The sequence below is a fragment of the Staphylococcus sp. 11262D007BW genome (assembly GCF_053547815.1).
Genome location: NZ_JBPWPJ010000001.1, coordinates 1217440 through 1230909, shown reverse-complemented (window position 1 = coordinate 1230909; position 13470 = coordinate 1217440). Strand labels below are relative to the sequence as shown.

Here is a 13470-nt window from a genome sequence, read left to right as displayed (position 1 = left end):
GGGAAAGCGAGCACCAACGCGTAACTGTTAATATCGGACTAAAAGATGAGAAATATATATTTAAAAGTGACAACATGGGGGATTATTCCAAGTAAATACTCTGGAAAAATTTCCAGAGTATCATGCAGTGTTTGAGGTAGTTTAATGGTGATTAGGGTTTTCATTGAGTAATACAAAACCGTTAACGTGTTCTTCAACATATTGACCTTGATGAGAGAAAATAATCACCTTTAGATAAAGTAAATCCATTACGGAATATCCTGCATTGAGTGATAATAAAAACATAAAATAATGCCCATAAGCAGGATAATGTTGGGCAATCCAAATACATAATATTGTAATGATGATAAGTGGCATAATTAAAATGATACAAAAATAAGGTTTACGTATTGGTTTATCTAAAAAGATATTGTAAATCGGAAACCAATGATTACGAAATAACTTTTTAATTCTAACATATTTCAAATATGGCAAGACCATGATCAAATGGATCATCTTATGGATAGGGTATAGACATATCATAAAAATGATAAACCACAAGAAGTTTTGGTCAGTGAAAGGCACATCTGAACTAAAATGAAATAACTCAAAACTCACAAAAAATGTAAGTACCACTGTCACAAAACTAATAAATGCAATACGAGGTAAACCGAAACGAGAATGGATGTCGATTGAACGTAAGCAATTTAACATGATCCTACTCCTTTAGTAACTGTCATTAATATAACGGTATTATCCACCCGAAATCATTCTTCGTCAAGTAAATTTTTTTGAAGCTTATCATGACAGTCTTTAAGGTCGTATAAAAACTCGCGTCCTTGTAATTTAGAGACAAGATAGTGCGCATCACTAAAATGGGGAAGATGAGAAATTTCTTCTTTTAACGTTTCAAACGCTTTAAAAATTGAATTGTTATCTTCTTCATATTGATCAAATACATCTTCTACAACGTTTTTTCCTTTTTCAGTTAAGGATAAATACGTATTTCGTTTGTCATTTGAATCTTTTTCAAATTTTAATAAATTTTGTTGTTCCAAGCGTTTTGAAAAATTAAAAGCTGTAGAGACATGAATAACACCTGGTTTTGAAATTTCAGTGATAGTGGCACGTTCATAGGCATAAATCGTGGCAAGAATAAGATATTCATTAATGGTAATACCAGATTTTTTGAGCCAATACTGCCAATCTTTTTCAGCATTTTTCCAAATGATTTTTGAAAGTAACGCAATGCGATGAGAATATAATAAACTTTCAATACGTTCTTTTTTGTCCATTAACAACTACCTCCTCATGATGTTGAAAATAAAAAATAGGGTGACATTCTAAATGCATTAAAAGAGATGTCACCCACTTTAAGTTTGATAGATTAAAGTATTTAAGACGATATCCAAAAATAAAATAGTGTTGTACTATCACATGAAGATGGACTAGGCATCATTAGATGTCATAGATTCTGCACGATTTTGAAGATTTTCGATATGTCCTTGTAGACGTTTAATGTTAGGATCAATGTCTGATTTGAATTCTCCAATCATTGTCTTAACTTCGTCACCGATTGAAGTGCCAATAGATTGGCTTTCATTTTTAATTTCTAAGGCATAATCTTTAATCGCTTTAAGATTATGCTTGATGACATCAACTTCTTGTTCTAATTCGGTTTTTGGTGCTTCAGCTTTAGGATTTGCAATTCTAACATCGCGATCACGTTGAATTAAAGCAATACCTAAACCTGTAGCAACACCAGCTACCACACCTAAAGAAATTTGTAAGGCTTTCATGATTTTCCTCCTTGAACTTTTTTAATTATTTACCCTTAACACATTAAAATATGCGTTACCATCATTACGGTTGTTGAATGTGTTTGCTAATCGAAGCAGCAATAGCTTCTTTTTGTTCATCATCAATTTCATTTTCATGAGTATTCCAATGATAACCAAACCCATCGATATCATTTTCATATCGAGGAATTAAATGAAAGTGAATGTGAAAAACAGATTGAGAGGCATATTCACCATTATTTTGAATAATATTCAGTCCATCTGGATTAAATGCGTCCTTAATCGCATTAGCTACAATTGGCAAAGCTTTACCGATATGAGCCATTGTTTCTGCATCTGTTTCAAAAATGTTAGGAGATGGCTTTTTAGGTACAAGCAAAGTATGACCTTTTGACACTTGTGAAATATCTAAAAAGGCATAAACATATTCATCTTCGTATATTTTAAAACTAGGGATTTCGCCATTAATGATTTTTGAAAATATTGTTTCACTCATTGAGATTCCCTCCATTCATTTATAAGTATTATATCATGAGTTTTACATATTCGATATGGCTAGGTATTTAAAATTCTGCTTTAAGCACTGAGTTGTTAATAGAGGTCGTTAAAAGTGTTTTTTGATACAATACCAATTGTGGAGGTGCAAAAATGACAGTAAACGTCACACATTTGACAGGAGGCTATGGCAAAAAGCCTATTATTAAAGATTTGAACTTTGAATTAAAATCTGGAGAAATCGTAGGACTTATCGGCTTAAATGGAGCGGGTAAAAGTACGACAATCAAACATATGCTTGGCTTATTAACACCAATGGAAGGGGATATGTCAATTTCTGGTATTGATATTAAAGATGATATCAATCAATATAGGAAACATTTATCTTATATTCCAGAATCTCCAGTGATATATGAAACATTAACTTTAAAAGAACATATTGAAATGACGGCGATGGCTTATAATATAGATCAAGAAACTGCGATGAAACGTGCGCAACCCCTTCTAGAGACGTTTCGTTTAGCGAATCAACTTCATGTATTTCCAAGTCATTTTTCAAAAGGTATGAAACAAAAGGTAATGATTATTTGTGCCTTTATTGTCGAACCAGACTTATATATTATTGACGAGCCTTTTTTAGGATTAGATCCAATCGGTATTCAATCAATGTTAGATTTAATGGAAACTAAAAAACAAACAGGTAAAACGGTTTTAATGAGTACACATATTTTAGCCACAGCTGAGCGTTATTGTGATCGATTTATTATCCTAGATCAAGGAGAAATCGTTGCGTTAGGCGACTTAGAGGAATTAAGAGCACAGACAAATATGCAAGGACGTTCATTAGATGAAATATATATTAAAGTGACAGAGCGTACACATTCATGAATACGGCAAAAGCATTATTTGAACGAAGAAATAAAGCGCATAAAAAAGAAAGACACTATTATAATCGATTCATCTTTAATGGACACTTTGCAATCTTTTTAATGATTTTGCTAGGTGCCTTCATCCTAGGCTATGGACAGTGGCTAAAAGATGTTCCAACTGGGATTAATTATGCTCTTATTATTGCGATTGTACTATCTGCTAGTTCGATTTTTCCGTTAAAAACCATGTTAGAAGAGGCCGATCAATTATTTTTATTACCATTTGAAGTAGAAATGAAGGAGTACATTCATAAAAGTATCATTAAAAGTTACGTCTCACGGTTACCGCTACTGATTATTTTATTAATTATAGCTTATCCGTTATTCAATGTACTTCATCCGGGGGCTACGCTAAGCTTTATTGCGTTAGTAATACTAGCATTAATTTTTCCGATTTTGGGGCTATTGCTTAGATGGGAATGGTATTTATATGATTTAGAAACGTGGTCCCTTAATAGTGTATTATTCATTATTTATTTAGCGGGATATTATGTCATTTTAGATACCCAAAGTATTATTGGTTTAGGTAGTTTTATTGCCATCGTATTATTACTAATTGTTTTTAAAGTAATTAATAGTAAAGCGCCGTTTCCTTGGCATACATTAATTAAGCAAGCACAACAACAACGTGCGAACTACTATAAATTTGTAAATATGTTCACAGATGTTAAAGGGATGGAAGTACCTGCTAAAAGGCGAAAATACTTAGACTTCTTATTGCGAACACCAAAAGTATTTGATGAACATCAAATGTACCCATATTTATTTAAACGCAACTTTTTAAGAAGTACCGATGCATTTAATATTACTTGTCGTTTAGCTATCATTACGATGTTATTAATGATTTGGTTAAGTCATCCGTTAATTAGTTTAATTATTGGTTCATTAGCAATGTATATTATCATACTACAAATGTCTCAATTTTATACACAAGAAGCGTATAGTTTATGGCCTCAAGTATGGCCAGTTTCAGAAGTTAATGTCATAGAAGGGTATAAGTCTTTCTTAAATTTAACGGTCATTATCTTAGGTATTTTATTGAGCATTGTTTATCTTATTATTAATATTAACTACTTTTATTTAGTGATTATTTTCTTTATTGTAGGCTTATTAACTGTTCGAACTACCATTAAGAAATTAAAATATCAAGAAACGTTATTGAAAGATTAATAAAAGTATCTCATTAAAAAGGGATTGAGCACATTTATTATGTGTTCAATCCCATCTTTTTATTGTGCGTCTACTGGGTCATCTTCTGTAATTGGATAGAAATAACGTTCTATATAGGATGAGTGTATAGCAGAAGAACCAGCTAATGGACGTACACTTTCTTTTGAAAAATGCTCACGGAATGTAGAAGACTTTTTAAAATCTTCATAGAGTTGACGAGACTCAAATCCAAATAAAATTTTATAGACATTACTTTTTAATGGTTTTAATAGTCGGAATGAATGATAGCCGTTAAAATCTGAAAGTATTGGTAAATAGGAATTTAACTTTTTCTCAAGTTGGTATTGATGATCATCTGAAGTTGGAATTGAAATGATGGCTATAAAGTCTTGTTCAGAGAGTTCGCCACTACGGGAAAGGACGCGGAACGTGTTAGGCTGTTGAAAAACAGTTTCTTTTTCAGTTTCTTCAATAAGGATAGATTCACCGTTACCTGAATAAATAAGTAAATTACGATCACTATTATTAGCTTGAATTTGACTTAGATAATTATAAGTGCCATAAGTTGTATAAAATTTCATAATCGTTACCTCCAATATTTCGTAATATAATTATATTACGTATCGCTATAAAGTACCAATTTATTTTTAAACCATAATGACTATATCAGGAAAGTAATGATAAATAATACTTTTTTGCTTATGATAAAGTAGAGAAGTTTTAAAAATTTAATGACAACCATTCGTTTTCTATGAGTCCGATGAAAGACTTATGTTATATTGAGAAAGAATGAATCTTTAAGGAGGAGCAAATGAATAATAACTTTAATGATACTATATTAAAAACAATAAAAGGAGAACCAGTATCGCATACACCCGTATGGTTTATGAGACAAGCGGGGCGTTCTCAACCTGAATATCGTAAGTTAAAAGAAAAGTATTCATTATTTGAAATTACACATCAACCTGAATTATGTGCTTATGTTACAGAATTACCTGTTTTAAATTATCAAACAGATGCGGCTGTATTATATAAAGATATTATGACACCGCTTAAAGCCATTGGGGTAGAGGTAGAAATAAAATCAGGCATTGGTCCCGTTATTAGTAATCCAATTCAAAAATATTCAGATGTTGAAGCGTTAAATCAAATTGATCCAAAGAGAGATGTCTCTTTTGTACTGGATACGATTGCTTTATTAACTCAAGAAAAACTTGATGTTCCCCTTATTGGTTTTACAGGTGCTCCTTTTACATTAGCGAGTTATATGATAGAAGGTGGGCCATCTAAAAATTATAACCAAACAAAAGCAATGATGTATCGTGATGAGGCAACATGGTTTAAATTAATGGACACTTTAGCAGATATGTCAATTACATATGTTGGTGCCCAAGTTGAAGCGGGTGCTCAATTAATTCAAGTGTTCGATTCATGGGGGGGCGCGTTAAATCGTGCAGATTATGATTATTACGTTAAACCATGTATGGAAAAACTGATTGCTGGTATTAAAGCGTATAATGTCCCAGTTATTTTATTTGGTGTTGGGGCTAGTCATTTGGCCACTTCTTGGAATGATTTACCAATTGATGTTTTAGGGCTTGATTGGAGAACATCTATCACAGAAGCACGTGAAAGTGGTATTCATAAAGTGCTTCAAGGTAATTTAGATCCAAGTGTATTATTAGCACCTTGGGAAGTCATTGAACAACGATTGAAAGCTATTTTAGATCAAGGCATGCAAGATCAAAAGCATATCTTTAATTTAGGACATGGGGTTTTTCCAGAAGTACAACCAGACACTTTACGCAAAGTGACAAAATTTGTACATGACTATACGAAACGATGATGATATAAAGGGTGGATAATTATGAAAAAGCAACTCGGATTATTAGTAATGGCTTATGGTACGCCATATCAAAAAAGTGATATTGAACCATACTATACTGATATTCGACACGGAAAAAAACCAAGCGATGAGGAATTAAATGACCTGATTGCGCGGTATGAAGCAATTGGGGGATTATCACCTTTAGCTGGAACAACAGAACGACAAGCTAAAGCTATTCAACAATCATTAAATGAAACATTTGAAGATGTAGAATTTCATTTATACATTGGATTAAAGCATATTCATCCATTTATTGAAGATGCAGTCTCAAAAATGAATGAAGATGGTATTGAAGAAGCGGTAACAGTAGTATTAGCGCCACATTATTCTAATTTTTCAGTGGGATCCTACAATCGTCGTGCCAACGACAAGGCTGAACCATTAGGTATTACTTTACACCATGTTAATCAATATTATACTCAACCAAAATTCATTGATTATTGGACGCAACGTGTAGACGAAACGCTTGAGAACATCCCTGCTTCTGAACATAAAGATACAGTCCTTATTGTGTCTGCGCACAGTTTACCTGAAAAAATGATTAAGGAAAGTCAAGATCCTTACCCACAAGCATTAGAAAAAACAGCTCAGCTGATTCAAGAGCAGTCATCTATTCAAAATGTAGCAATAGGATGGCAATCAGAAGGGAATACTGGTACGCCATGGCTTGGACCGGATGTTCAAGATTTAACACGTGAACTTTATCAAAAGCATCATTACAAGCATTTTATTTATACACCTGTTGGTTTTGTGGCTGAGCATCTAGAAGTGCTTTATGATAATGATTATGAATGTAAAGTCGTTTGTGATGAAATAGGTGCACATTATCATCGTCCACCTATGCCGGATACACATCCATTGTTTATCGGAGCGATTGTTGATGAAATTTCAAATTTATTGGAGAAAGCGTGAGAAATCATGACGAAAGTAGCCATAATAGGTGCAGGCATCACTGGGTTAACAAGTGCATACTTTATTAGAAAACAATATCCAGATGTTGATATCGAGATTTACGAAGCAACTGATCGACCTGGTGGTAAGATTAAGACATTAACGAAAAATGATTTTGTTATTGAATTAGGTCCTGAATCTTATCTAGGACGTAAAACAATTATGACTGAAGTGGCCAAAGATATAGGCATTAAAGAAGAAGATATTGTTACAAACGAAACAGGTCAATCGTTTATTTATGCCAATAATCAATTGTATCCAATACCAGGTGGTGCGATTTTAGGTGTACCAACCATGATTAAACCATTTATATCTACCAAATTAATTTCATTAAAAGGTAAAATTCGTGCTCTAAAAGACTTAACGATGAAACCAATAGAGATGAATGGAAACGATATTTCAATTGGACACTTCTTCCGTACACGATTAGGTGATGAAGTTTTAGAAAAACTCATTGAACCATTATTGAGTGGTATTTATGGTACAGATATTGATCAACTTAGCTTAATGAGTACTTTTCCATATTTCAAAGATTTAGAAGAAAAACATGGTAGCATCATTAAAGGAATGAAAGGGATTCGTAAGGAGCGTCAAGAGAAAGCTAAAACAGAGCGTGTGGGTCCTCAAGGTCAATTTAAGCAATTTAAAAAAGGACTAAATGAATTTGTTTTAGCACTAGAAGCGTGGTTAAAACATCAAAACGTAACATTCCATTATCAAACTAAAGTTGAAGATTTATCCGGGGTGCAACAAGGATATAATGTTATTTTAGAAGGGGACCAGTCTGTATTTTATGATGGTGTCATCGTCGCGACGCCTCATTACGTATTTCGTGAGTGGTTCCAAAAAGATCCAATGTTTGATTACTTTAATCAACTTGAAGCATCTTCAGTTGCAACCATTGCTATGGCATTTGACGATCATGATATCGAAAATGATTACAATGGTACAGGATTTGTGGTCTCACGTACAAGTAACACAAATATTACGGCATGTACTTGGACATCTAAAAAATGGCCACATACTGCACCAAAAGGTAAGACACTTATTCGAGCATATATCGGTAAACCTGGTGAAAAACTTGTTGAAAATAGTAGTGAAGAAGAATTGGTCGCATTAGCCCGAAAAGATTTAAGTCATATGATGACATTTCATGGAGAGCCTGAATTTACAGTAGTGAATAAAATGATTCAAGCAAGTCCTCAATATCATGTGGGCCATATTGCTCAAATTGAGGCGATTCAAAAACATATACATGATAATTATCAGCATTTACAAATTACAGGGGCACCATTTGAAGCAGTAGGATTACCTGATTGTATTCGTCAGGCTCAAAAGGCTGTAAATATCTTGTTACCAAGAATTACAATGTAAAATAATAAGACAGATAATCGACTAAAAATACTATTATTTTTAGTCGACTTTTTAATTTTGATTGCTCATTGTGCTTAAAAACTAAAGTATATTAGCATAAAATTTAGACCATATGTGATATGATATTTTTGTTGAATAATACTAGAAGGAGGTATGGAGACAATGACAAATGTATATATTGTACACGGCTATCAAGCAGATAGTAACAGTCACTGGTTCCAATGGTTAAAGTCATCTTTAGAGTTGGAAGGACATGATGTAACGGTGCTTGATTTGCCTAACTCAAGTGAACCGGAGTATAAAGCGTGGATTACATATATGAATGAACATGTAACGAAGGTCACAGGTGAGACAATTTTTATTGCACATAGTTTAGGTGTTATTACAACATTACGCTTTTTACAATCTTTACCTCAACAACATATTGGAAAGCTTGCTATAGTATCTGGTTTTAATGATAAACTAGGTGATTTAGCAAATTTAAACGACTTTATTGATGAAAATTTAGATTATGATGACTTAAAACAACGATTAAGTGATGCTTTTGGTATTGCAGCTATAGATGATGAGATTGTACCATGTGAATTAACTAAAGCATTGTGTGAACGATTAGATGCGAAATTTTATGAATTAGAAGAAGGTGGCCATTTCCTTGAAAGAGATGGTTATGATTCTTTCTTATTTTTGAAGAAAAAAGTTATTCAAAACTTTGATTAATATTTTATGTGTGGGGTTGAGTCTATTCATCGTAGACTCAACTTTTTTCATAGATAACGAAAAATTGAAATGGGTAGGGGAAATTGTTCAAAAACAATGAGTTATTTTTTAAGAGATTGTATATGATGGATATTTAAAGCAATAAGATTAATGAAGAAGGGGGAGGTTGATAAGAAAAAAAGATGTTATTTACACCCTAATTTTTCGTAATTACTATAAAGTAAATAAATTACACTAAATATTTATGGAAAAGGCGTTGACGTTTTAATATATACGCTATATACTGAGGAAGTCTTAAAAAATTATTAACTTTGGCTCCTTGGTCAAGCGGTTAAGACACCGCCCTTTCACGGCGGTAACACGGGTTCGAGTCCCGTAGGAGTCATCTCAACATGATTTTAAAATTAATTTTTCTTAAAAGAATTTTAAAAAAGTGTTGACATTAAATTTACAACTTGATATACTAAAAAGGTAAGTAATTCGAAATAATATTAACGCGGGATAGAGCAGTTCGGTAGCTCGTCGGGCTCATAACCCGGAGGTCGGTGGTTCAAATCCGCCTCCCGCAATTACATAATGGTCCCGTAGTGGAGCGGTTTAACACGCCTGCCTGTCACGCAGGAGATCGCGGGTTCGATTCCCGTCGGGACCGCCATTATTATGGTTCAGTAGCTCAGTCGGTAGAGCAAAGGACTGAAAATCCTTGTGTCGGCGGTTCGATTCCGTCCTGAACCACTTCTCTTATCACGGCGGTTGTGGCGAAGTGGTTAACGCATCGGATTGTGGTTCCGACATTCGTGGGTTCGATTCCCATCAACCGCCCTTATCGATAAATCATTTGCGGGTGTAGTTTAATGGCAAAACCTCAGCCTTCCAAGCTGATGTTGTGGGTTCGATTCCCATCACCCGCTCCATTTTATTTATCCACAGTAGCTCAGTGGTAGAGCTATCGGCTGTTAACCGATCGGTCGTAGGTTCGAATCCTACCTGTGGAGCCACGGCTCCTTGGTCAAGCGGTTAAGACACCGCCCTTTCACGGCGGTAACACGGGTTCGAGTCCCGTAGGAGTCATATAATCAGAAGTGAAATATCGCTTCTGATTTTTTTATTTATCATCTTAATAGAGTGGAGAGTTGTCCGAGTTGGCCGAAGGAGCACGCCTGGAAAGTGTGTAGGCGCCACAAGCGTCTCGAGGGTTCGAATCCCTCACTCTCCGTACTTTAGCCTATAACCCGCATGGTTATGGGCTTTTTATTTTCGTTGCCACAGTATTGCCACAGCACATAAAAAAACCGCCTCAAAATAGGGCGGTAATTACGAGTAATTTATTTTTCTATGCTCAATTATCAGTAGCGTAAAGGCGTTTAACCGTCCTCGGATACATAGTGGTGTGCACTCTTTTTTATAAAATTCGATATATGGAATGATATAAGGTAATTTATCATATACTTATAATTGTACAATTATAATCCACACCCTAACCGGTGTGGTATTTTTTATGCGAAAAAATAAAAAAAGATAGAGAAAAGTGTCGCTTTATGCTTTATATCTCATACGTGATATAACATAAATATAGAAAGGAGGCAACAGAGTGAAACGTTCAGAAAACGTAAGCAAAAGAAAAAAGAACGCAGAGACGACGCATTCTTTTGGATAGCGGTCGCAAGCTTGATAATCCAAATATTAGCGGCCATCTAAGCGTTCAAAGGTCAAGGGCTTGTAGCCCTTACCTCATTATAAATGGAGGTGGCTAAAATGGAAAGAGAAACAAAAAGAAATTTAACATTGTATATAATGATAGCTACACTTGTATTATCGATAATTAATCTAATATCACTATTTTAATAAAAAAAGGAGGTTTCACTCTGTAATTATAATGAATAATTTTTACGAAGTTTCAAATACAGTAACTAAACATATAGAATCTAAAGAAGTATCGAATTATAAAATAAACAAAGACACTGGTGTAGCGTATGGAGCTATAAGCGAATTAAGAAATGGCAAAAGAAAAATAAAAAACTTAACATTAGAAACTGCCGAAAAACTATATAACTATCAAAAAGGGCTGAATAAAATGGAAAATAAAACAAACATGTAGATATCTACCAACGCGATAACGATGTTAAAATCATCACTAAAGGAGAAAGTGGAGATTTTATAAGTTACACAATTCAACATGTCTGGTTAGATAATGTGAATTATTTAGTTGAATTAATTCGCGGCGATAAATTAGATACCCACTTTAATGGTGTAGAAGTTGAGGGTGTCATGGAACACGACTATACTATCGAAGATGTAAGAAAAGAATTAGAAAATTGTAAATAAAAATCAAGCGACCAATAAAATGATCGTTTTTTTAACGTCCCTAAAATACTGTTAGCCCTTGTAAAATAAACTTTATAAACTCCCTCACTCTCCGTACTTTAGCCTATAACCCGCATGGTTATGGGCTTTTTATTTTCGTTGCCCCAATATTGCCCCAGCACATAAAAAACCGCCTCAAAATAGGGCGGTAATTACGAGTGATTTGTTTTTCTATGCTCAATTATCAGAAGTATAAAGATAGGCAACAAATCAGGGATATGTAGTATTATTATCTAAAAAATGTGTATCATTAAAATGAACCTTGTAGTTATAATTCATATCACATCAAGTGTAGTCTTTTGTGTAAAAAAGTTGAAGAAAAGTATTGGTATTATTCCGATTAGATAGAATGGTTATATATGTAATTTAGTTGATAACTTACAAACCACCATGAGAGGAAGTGGTTAAAATGGATGCCATCATAAAAATGCTGATGTTCGTTGTACTTGTAACAATGTAACGAACATCAGCGATTTTAAAACAACTTAGAAAATAGCATCTTGATTATCTAGAGACCAATAAAGATAATCAGAATGATGAATAAATCCAAAGGGGTTAACAACCCCTTACCTCTTTTCATGGTTATTATATAATATAAAGGGCGTGTATTTCAATTGTATATACTTATTTTTATATTATTAGTCATTGTATCGTTGCCTGAGATTATTAAATTAGCTAGAGTTATTCACATGAGAAAAATAGGGTACAAACATGAAGGTGATAAACTTGTCAGAATACAAAAAAACAATTCGAAAACTACTAGATAGCAATGTATCAGGGTATCAAATATATAAAGATACTGGTATGTCACAAGGACGCATTTCTGATTTAAGAAGAGGTGTTAGAAAATTAGGTGGCATATCTTTAGAAATTGCTGAAAAATTATACAACTATCAAAAAGAACTAGAGAAAAAATCAAGCGACCAATAAAACGGTCGCTTTTTTCTATATACGAGTCAAGCACGTGTCAATTTAGTTATATTTACTTATTTTTTGTTAGAAAGTAATTTTCTATAAACCTTATAGTTATAGGCTTTTATACTATCCTATAAAATATAAATTATCCCTCATTCTCCGTATTTTAGCCTACAACCTGCATGGTTATGGACTTTTTATTTTCGTTGCCACAGTATTGCCTCAGTTTTGCCCCTGTACATAAAAAAACACCTTAAAATAGAGCGGTGATTACGAGTGATTTGTTTTTACATGCTCAGTTATAAGAAGCATAAAATAGGTACAAGTCTAGAATATGTAATGTTTTTATCTAAAAAAATGTATTATTAAAGTGGGCCTTGTAGTTATAATTCAGATCACATTACGTGTAGTTTTTTATGTAAAAATAAAAATGCTCCTAGATTATCCAGTATTAGCGGTACTGGTAATCCCAGGAACATTAAAACAACTAAGAATGTGGCATCTCGGTTATCTAAACAGAAAGCCAAACAATAAAGATTAAATTATCTAGAGCTTTTTGGCTCCTCCTTACATTTGAAGTTTATAATAAATTTTGGAGGTTTTCAAATATGATAGGTCAGACGTATTTATCATTATTTATTTTAAGTCTACCATTATTGTTATTTATTGGAAGTAAAGTACATTGTTACTATTTAGATAAAAATAACGTGAAAAGAAATGTTTGAGTTTAAAGAAACAATCCAAAAACTACAAGATGTAATGTAGCAAGGTATCTAATATACAAAGATACTGGTATATCACAGAGCTACATTTTTGATTTGAGAAGAGGTACTAGACAGTTAGGTGGTATGTCATTAGATACTGCTGAAAAATTATACAATTATAGAAA

At 33.3% G+C, this 13470-nt stretch carries 16 protein-coding genes and 9 tRNA genes; 20 read left to right on the top strand and 5 right to left on the bottom strand.

Going from position 1 to position 13470, the window contains the following annotated elements; genetic code table 11:
• Nucleotides 1–141: 141 nt before the first annotated feature.
• The 4 genes from ACEE93_RS06010 to ACEE93_RS05995 all read right to left on the bottom strand — a co-directional run bounded on the left by ACEE93_RS06010 (nt 142) and on the right by ACEE93_RS05995 (nt 2274).
• Nucleotides 142–693: a DUF3267 domain-containing protein gene (locus ACEE93_RS06010; protein WP_449156220.1), complete on the bottom strand. Its 552-nt coding sequence runs from the start codon at nt 691–693 to the stop codon at nt 142–144.
• Between the two features lie 53 nt (nt 694–746).
• Nucleotides 747–1274: an HTH-type transcriptional regulator Hpr gene (locus ACEE93_RS06005; RefSeq protein WP_449156219.1), complete on the bottom strand. Its 528-nt coding sequence runs from the start codon at nt 1272–1274 to the stop codon at nt 747–749.
• Between the two features lie 153 nt (nt 1275–1427).
• Nucleotides 1428–1778: a YtxH domain-containing protein gene (locus ACEE93_RS06000; RefSeq protein ID WP_449156218.1), complete on the bottom strand. Its 351-nt coding sequence runs from the start codon at nt 1776–1778 to the stop codon at nt 1428–1430.
• Between the two features lie 64 nt (nt 1779–1842).
• Complete coding sequence (locus tag ACEE93_RS05995) at nt 1843–2274, bottom strand: HIT family protein (protein WP_449156217.1); 432 nt, start codon at nt 2272–2274, stop codon at nt 1843–1845.
• Nucleotides 2275–2426: 152 nt separating this feature from the next.
• On the opposite strand from ACEE93_RS05995, the gene ecsA reads away from it, so the two are divergent.
• Entirely contained in the window at nt 2427–3161 is a 735-nt protein-coding gene (gene ecsA, locus ACEE93_RS05990; RefSeq protein ID WP_449156216.1) for an ABC transporter ATP-binding protein EcsA, read from the top strand.
• Nucleotides 3158–4372 carry an ABC transporter permease EcsB gene (gene ecsB, locus ACEE93_RS05985; RefSeq protein ID WP_449156451.1) on the top strand — a complete coding sequence of 405 codons (1215 nt, stop codon included), beginning with the start codon at nt 3158–3160 and terminating at the stop codon, nt 4370–4372. Before ecsA ends, ecsB begins: the two co-directional genes overlap by 4 nt.
• A gap of 59 nt (nt 4373–4431) precedes the next feature.
• Here ecsB and ACEE93_RS05980 read toward each other — a convergent pair whose 3' ends face one another.
• A complete protein-coding gene (locus ACEE93_RS05980; protein WP_449156214.1) occupies nt 4432–4953 on the bottom strand; it encodes an antibiotic biosynthesis monooxygenase family protein in 522 nt (173 codons plus the stop codon).
• 230 nt (nt 4954–5183) lie between these two features.
• Here ACEE93_RS05980 and hemE point away from each other — a divergent pair, with 230 nt between their 5' ends.
• The 18 genes from hemE (at nt 5184) to ACEE93_RS05890 (ending at nt 13306) form a co-directional block, all read left to right on the top strand.
• On the top strand, nt 5184–6218 hold the full coding sequence (gene hemE / locus ACEE93_RS05975) for a uroporphyrinogen decarboxylase (RefSeq protein ID WP_449156450.1): 1035 nt from the start codon (nt 5184–5186) through the stop codon (nt 6216–6218).
• A gap of 21 nt (nt 6219–6239) precedes the next feature.
• Nucleotides 6240–7172, top strand: coding sequence for a ferrochelatase (hemH, locus tag ACEE93_RS05970; protein ID WP_449156212.1), 933 nt, complete (start codon nt 6240–6242; stop codon nt 7170–7172).
• Between the two features lie 6 nt (nt 7173–7178).
• Nucleotides 7179–8585 (top strand): protoporphyrinogen oxidase, encoded by a 1407-nt coding sequence (gene hemY / locus ACEE93_RS05965; RefSeq protein ID WP_449156449.1) that lies wholly within the window; start codon nt 7179–7181, stop codon nt 8583–8585.
• A gap of 162 nt (nt 8586–8747) precedes the next feature.
• Nucleotides 8748–9302 carry an RBBP9/YdeN family alpha/beta hydrolase gene (locus ACEE93_RS05960; protein ID WP_449156210.1) on the top strand — a complete coding sequence of 185 codons (555 nt, stop codon included), beginning with the start codon at nt 8748–8750 and terminating at the stop codon, nt 9300–9302.
• A gap of 313 nt (nt 9303–9615) precedes the next feature.
• A tRNA-Glu gene (locus ACEE93_RS05955) sits at nt 9616–9687 on the top strand.
• A 110-nt stretch (nt 9688–9797) separates the two neighbouring features.
• Nucleotides 9798–9871, top strand: a tRNA-Met gene (locus ACEE93_RS05950).
• A gap of 9 nt (nt 9872–9880) precedes the next feature.
• Nucleotides 9881–9957: transfer RNA gene (locus ACEE93_RS05945), tRNA-Asp, on the top strand.
• A 7-nt stretch (nt 9958–9964) separates the two neighbouring features.
• Nucleotides 9965–10037 (top strand) — tRNA-Phe (locus tag ACEE93_RS05940).
• Between the two features lie 14 nt (nt 10038–10051).
• Nucleotides 10052–10124 (top strand) — tRNA-His (locus ACEE93_RS05935).
• 18 nt (nt 10125–10142) lie between these two features.
• Nucleotides 10143–10216, top strand: a tRNA-Gly gene (locus ACEE93_RS05930).
• A 9-nt stretch (nt 10217–10225) separates the two neighbouring features.
• A tRNA-Asn gene (locus ACEE93_RS05925) sits at nt 10226–10300 on the top strand.
• 1 nt (nt 10301) lies between these two features.
• Nucleotides 10302–10373: transfer RNA gene (locus ACEE93_RS05920), tRNA-Glu, on the top strand.
• 56 nt (nt 10374–10429) lie between these two features.
• A tRNA-Ser gene (locus ACEE93_RS05915) sits at nt 10430–10518 on the top strand.
• A gap of 660 nt (nt 10519–11178) precedes the next feature.
• A complete protein-coding gene (locus ACEE93_RS05910; RefSeq protein WP_449156448.1) occupies nt 11179–11400 on the top strand; it encodes a hypothetical protein in 222 nt (73 codons plus the stop codon).
• A 95-nt stretch (nt 11401–11495) separates the two neighbouring features.
• Complete coding sequence (locus ACEE93_RS05905) at nt 11496–11627, top strand: hypothetical protein (protein ID WP_449156447.1); 132 nt, start codon at nt 11496–11498, stop codon at nt 11625–11627.
• Nucleotides 11628–12392: 765 nt separating this feature from the next.
• Nucleotides 12393–12596, top strand: a complete 204-nt coding sequence (locus ACEE93_RS05900) for a hypothetical protein (protein ID WP_449156446.1) — start codon at nt 12393–12395, stop codon at nt 12594–12596.
• A gap of 415 nt (nt 12597–13011) precedes the next feature.
• On the top strand, nt 13012–13122 hold the full coding sequence (locus tag ACEE93_RS05895; RefSeq protein ID WP_449156273.1) for a hypothetical protein: 111 nt from the start codon (nt 13012–13014) through the stop codon (nt 13120–13122).
• 67 nt (nt 13123–13189) lie between these two features.
• A complete protein-coding gene (locus ACEE93_RS05890; protein ID WP_449156272.1) occupies nt 13190–13306 on the top strand; it encodes a hypothetical protein in 117 nt (38 codons plus the stop codon).
• The last annotated feature ends 164 nt before the right edge of the window (nt 13307–13470 follow it).

What these genes read in the sequence shown, in the direction of transcription:
- ACEE93_RS06010 (WP_449156220.1), bottom strand. Translation starts at nt 693, where the DNA reads ATGTTAAATTGCTTACGTTCAATCGACATCCATTCTCGTTTCGGTTTA.
- ACEE93_RS06005 (WP_449156219.1), bottom strand. Translation starts at nt 1,274, where the DNA reads ATGGACAAAAAAGAACGTATTGAAAGTTTATTATATTCTCATCGCATT.
- ACEE93_RS06000 (WP_449156218.1), bottom strand. Translation starts at nt 1,778, where the DNA reads ATGAAAGCCTTACAAATTTCTTTAGGTGTGGTAGCTGGTGTTGCTACA.
- ACEE93_RS05995 (WP_449156217.1), bottom strand. Translation starts at nt 2,274, where the DNA reads ATGAGTGAAACAATATTTTCAAAAATCATTAATGGCGAAATCCCTAGT.
- ecsA (WP_449156216.1), top strand. Translation starts at nt 2,427, where the DNA reads ATGACAGTAAACGTCACACATTTGACAGGAGGCTATGGCAAAAAGCCT.
- ecsB (WP_449156451.1), top strand. Translation starts at nt 3,158, where the DNA reads ATGAATACGGCAAAAGCATTATTTGAACGAAGAAATAAAGCGCATAAA.
- ACEE93_RS05980 (WP_449156214.1), bottom strand. Translation starts at nt 4,953, where the DNA reads ATGAAATTTTATACAACTTATGGCACTTATAATTATCTAAGTCAAATT.
- hemE (WP_449156450.1), top strand. Translation starts at nt 5,184, where the DNA reads ATGAATAATAACTTTAATGATACTATATTAAAAACAATAAAAGGAGAA.
- hemH (WP_449156212.1), top strand. Translation starts at nt 6,240, where the DNA reads ATGAAAAAGCAACTCGGATTATTAGTAATGGCTTATGGTACGCCATAT.
- hemY (WP_449156449.1), top strand. Translation starts at nt 7,179, where the DNA reads ATGACGAAAGTAGCCATAATAGGTGCAGGCATCACTGGGTTAACAAGT.
- ACEE93_RS05960 (WP_449156210.1), top strand. Translation starts at nt 8,748, where the DNA reads ATGACAAATGTATATATTGTACACGGCTATCAAGCAGATAGTAACAGT.
- ACEE93_RS05910 (WP_449156448.1), top strand. Translation starts at nt 11,179, where the DNA reads ATGAATAATTTTTACGAAGTTTCAAATACAGTAACTAAACATATAGAA.
- ACEE93_RS05895 (WP_449156273.1), top strand. Translation starts at nt 13,012, where the DNA reads ATGCTCCTAGATTATCCAGTATTAGCGGTACTGGTAATCCCAGGAACA.
- ACEE93_RS05890 (WP_449156272.1), top strand. Translation starts at nt 13,190, where the DNA reads ATGATAGGTCAGACGTATTTATCATTATTTATTTTAAGTCTACCATTA.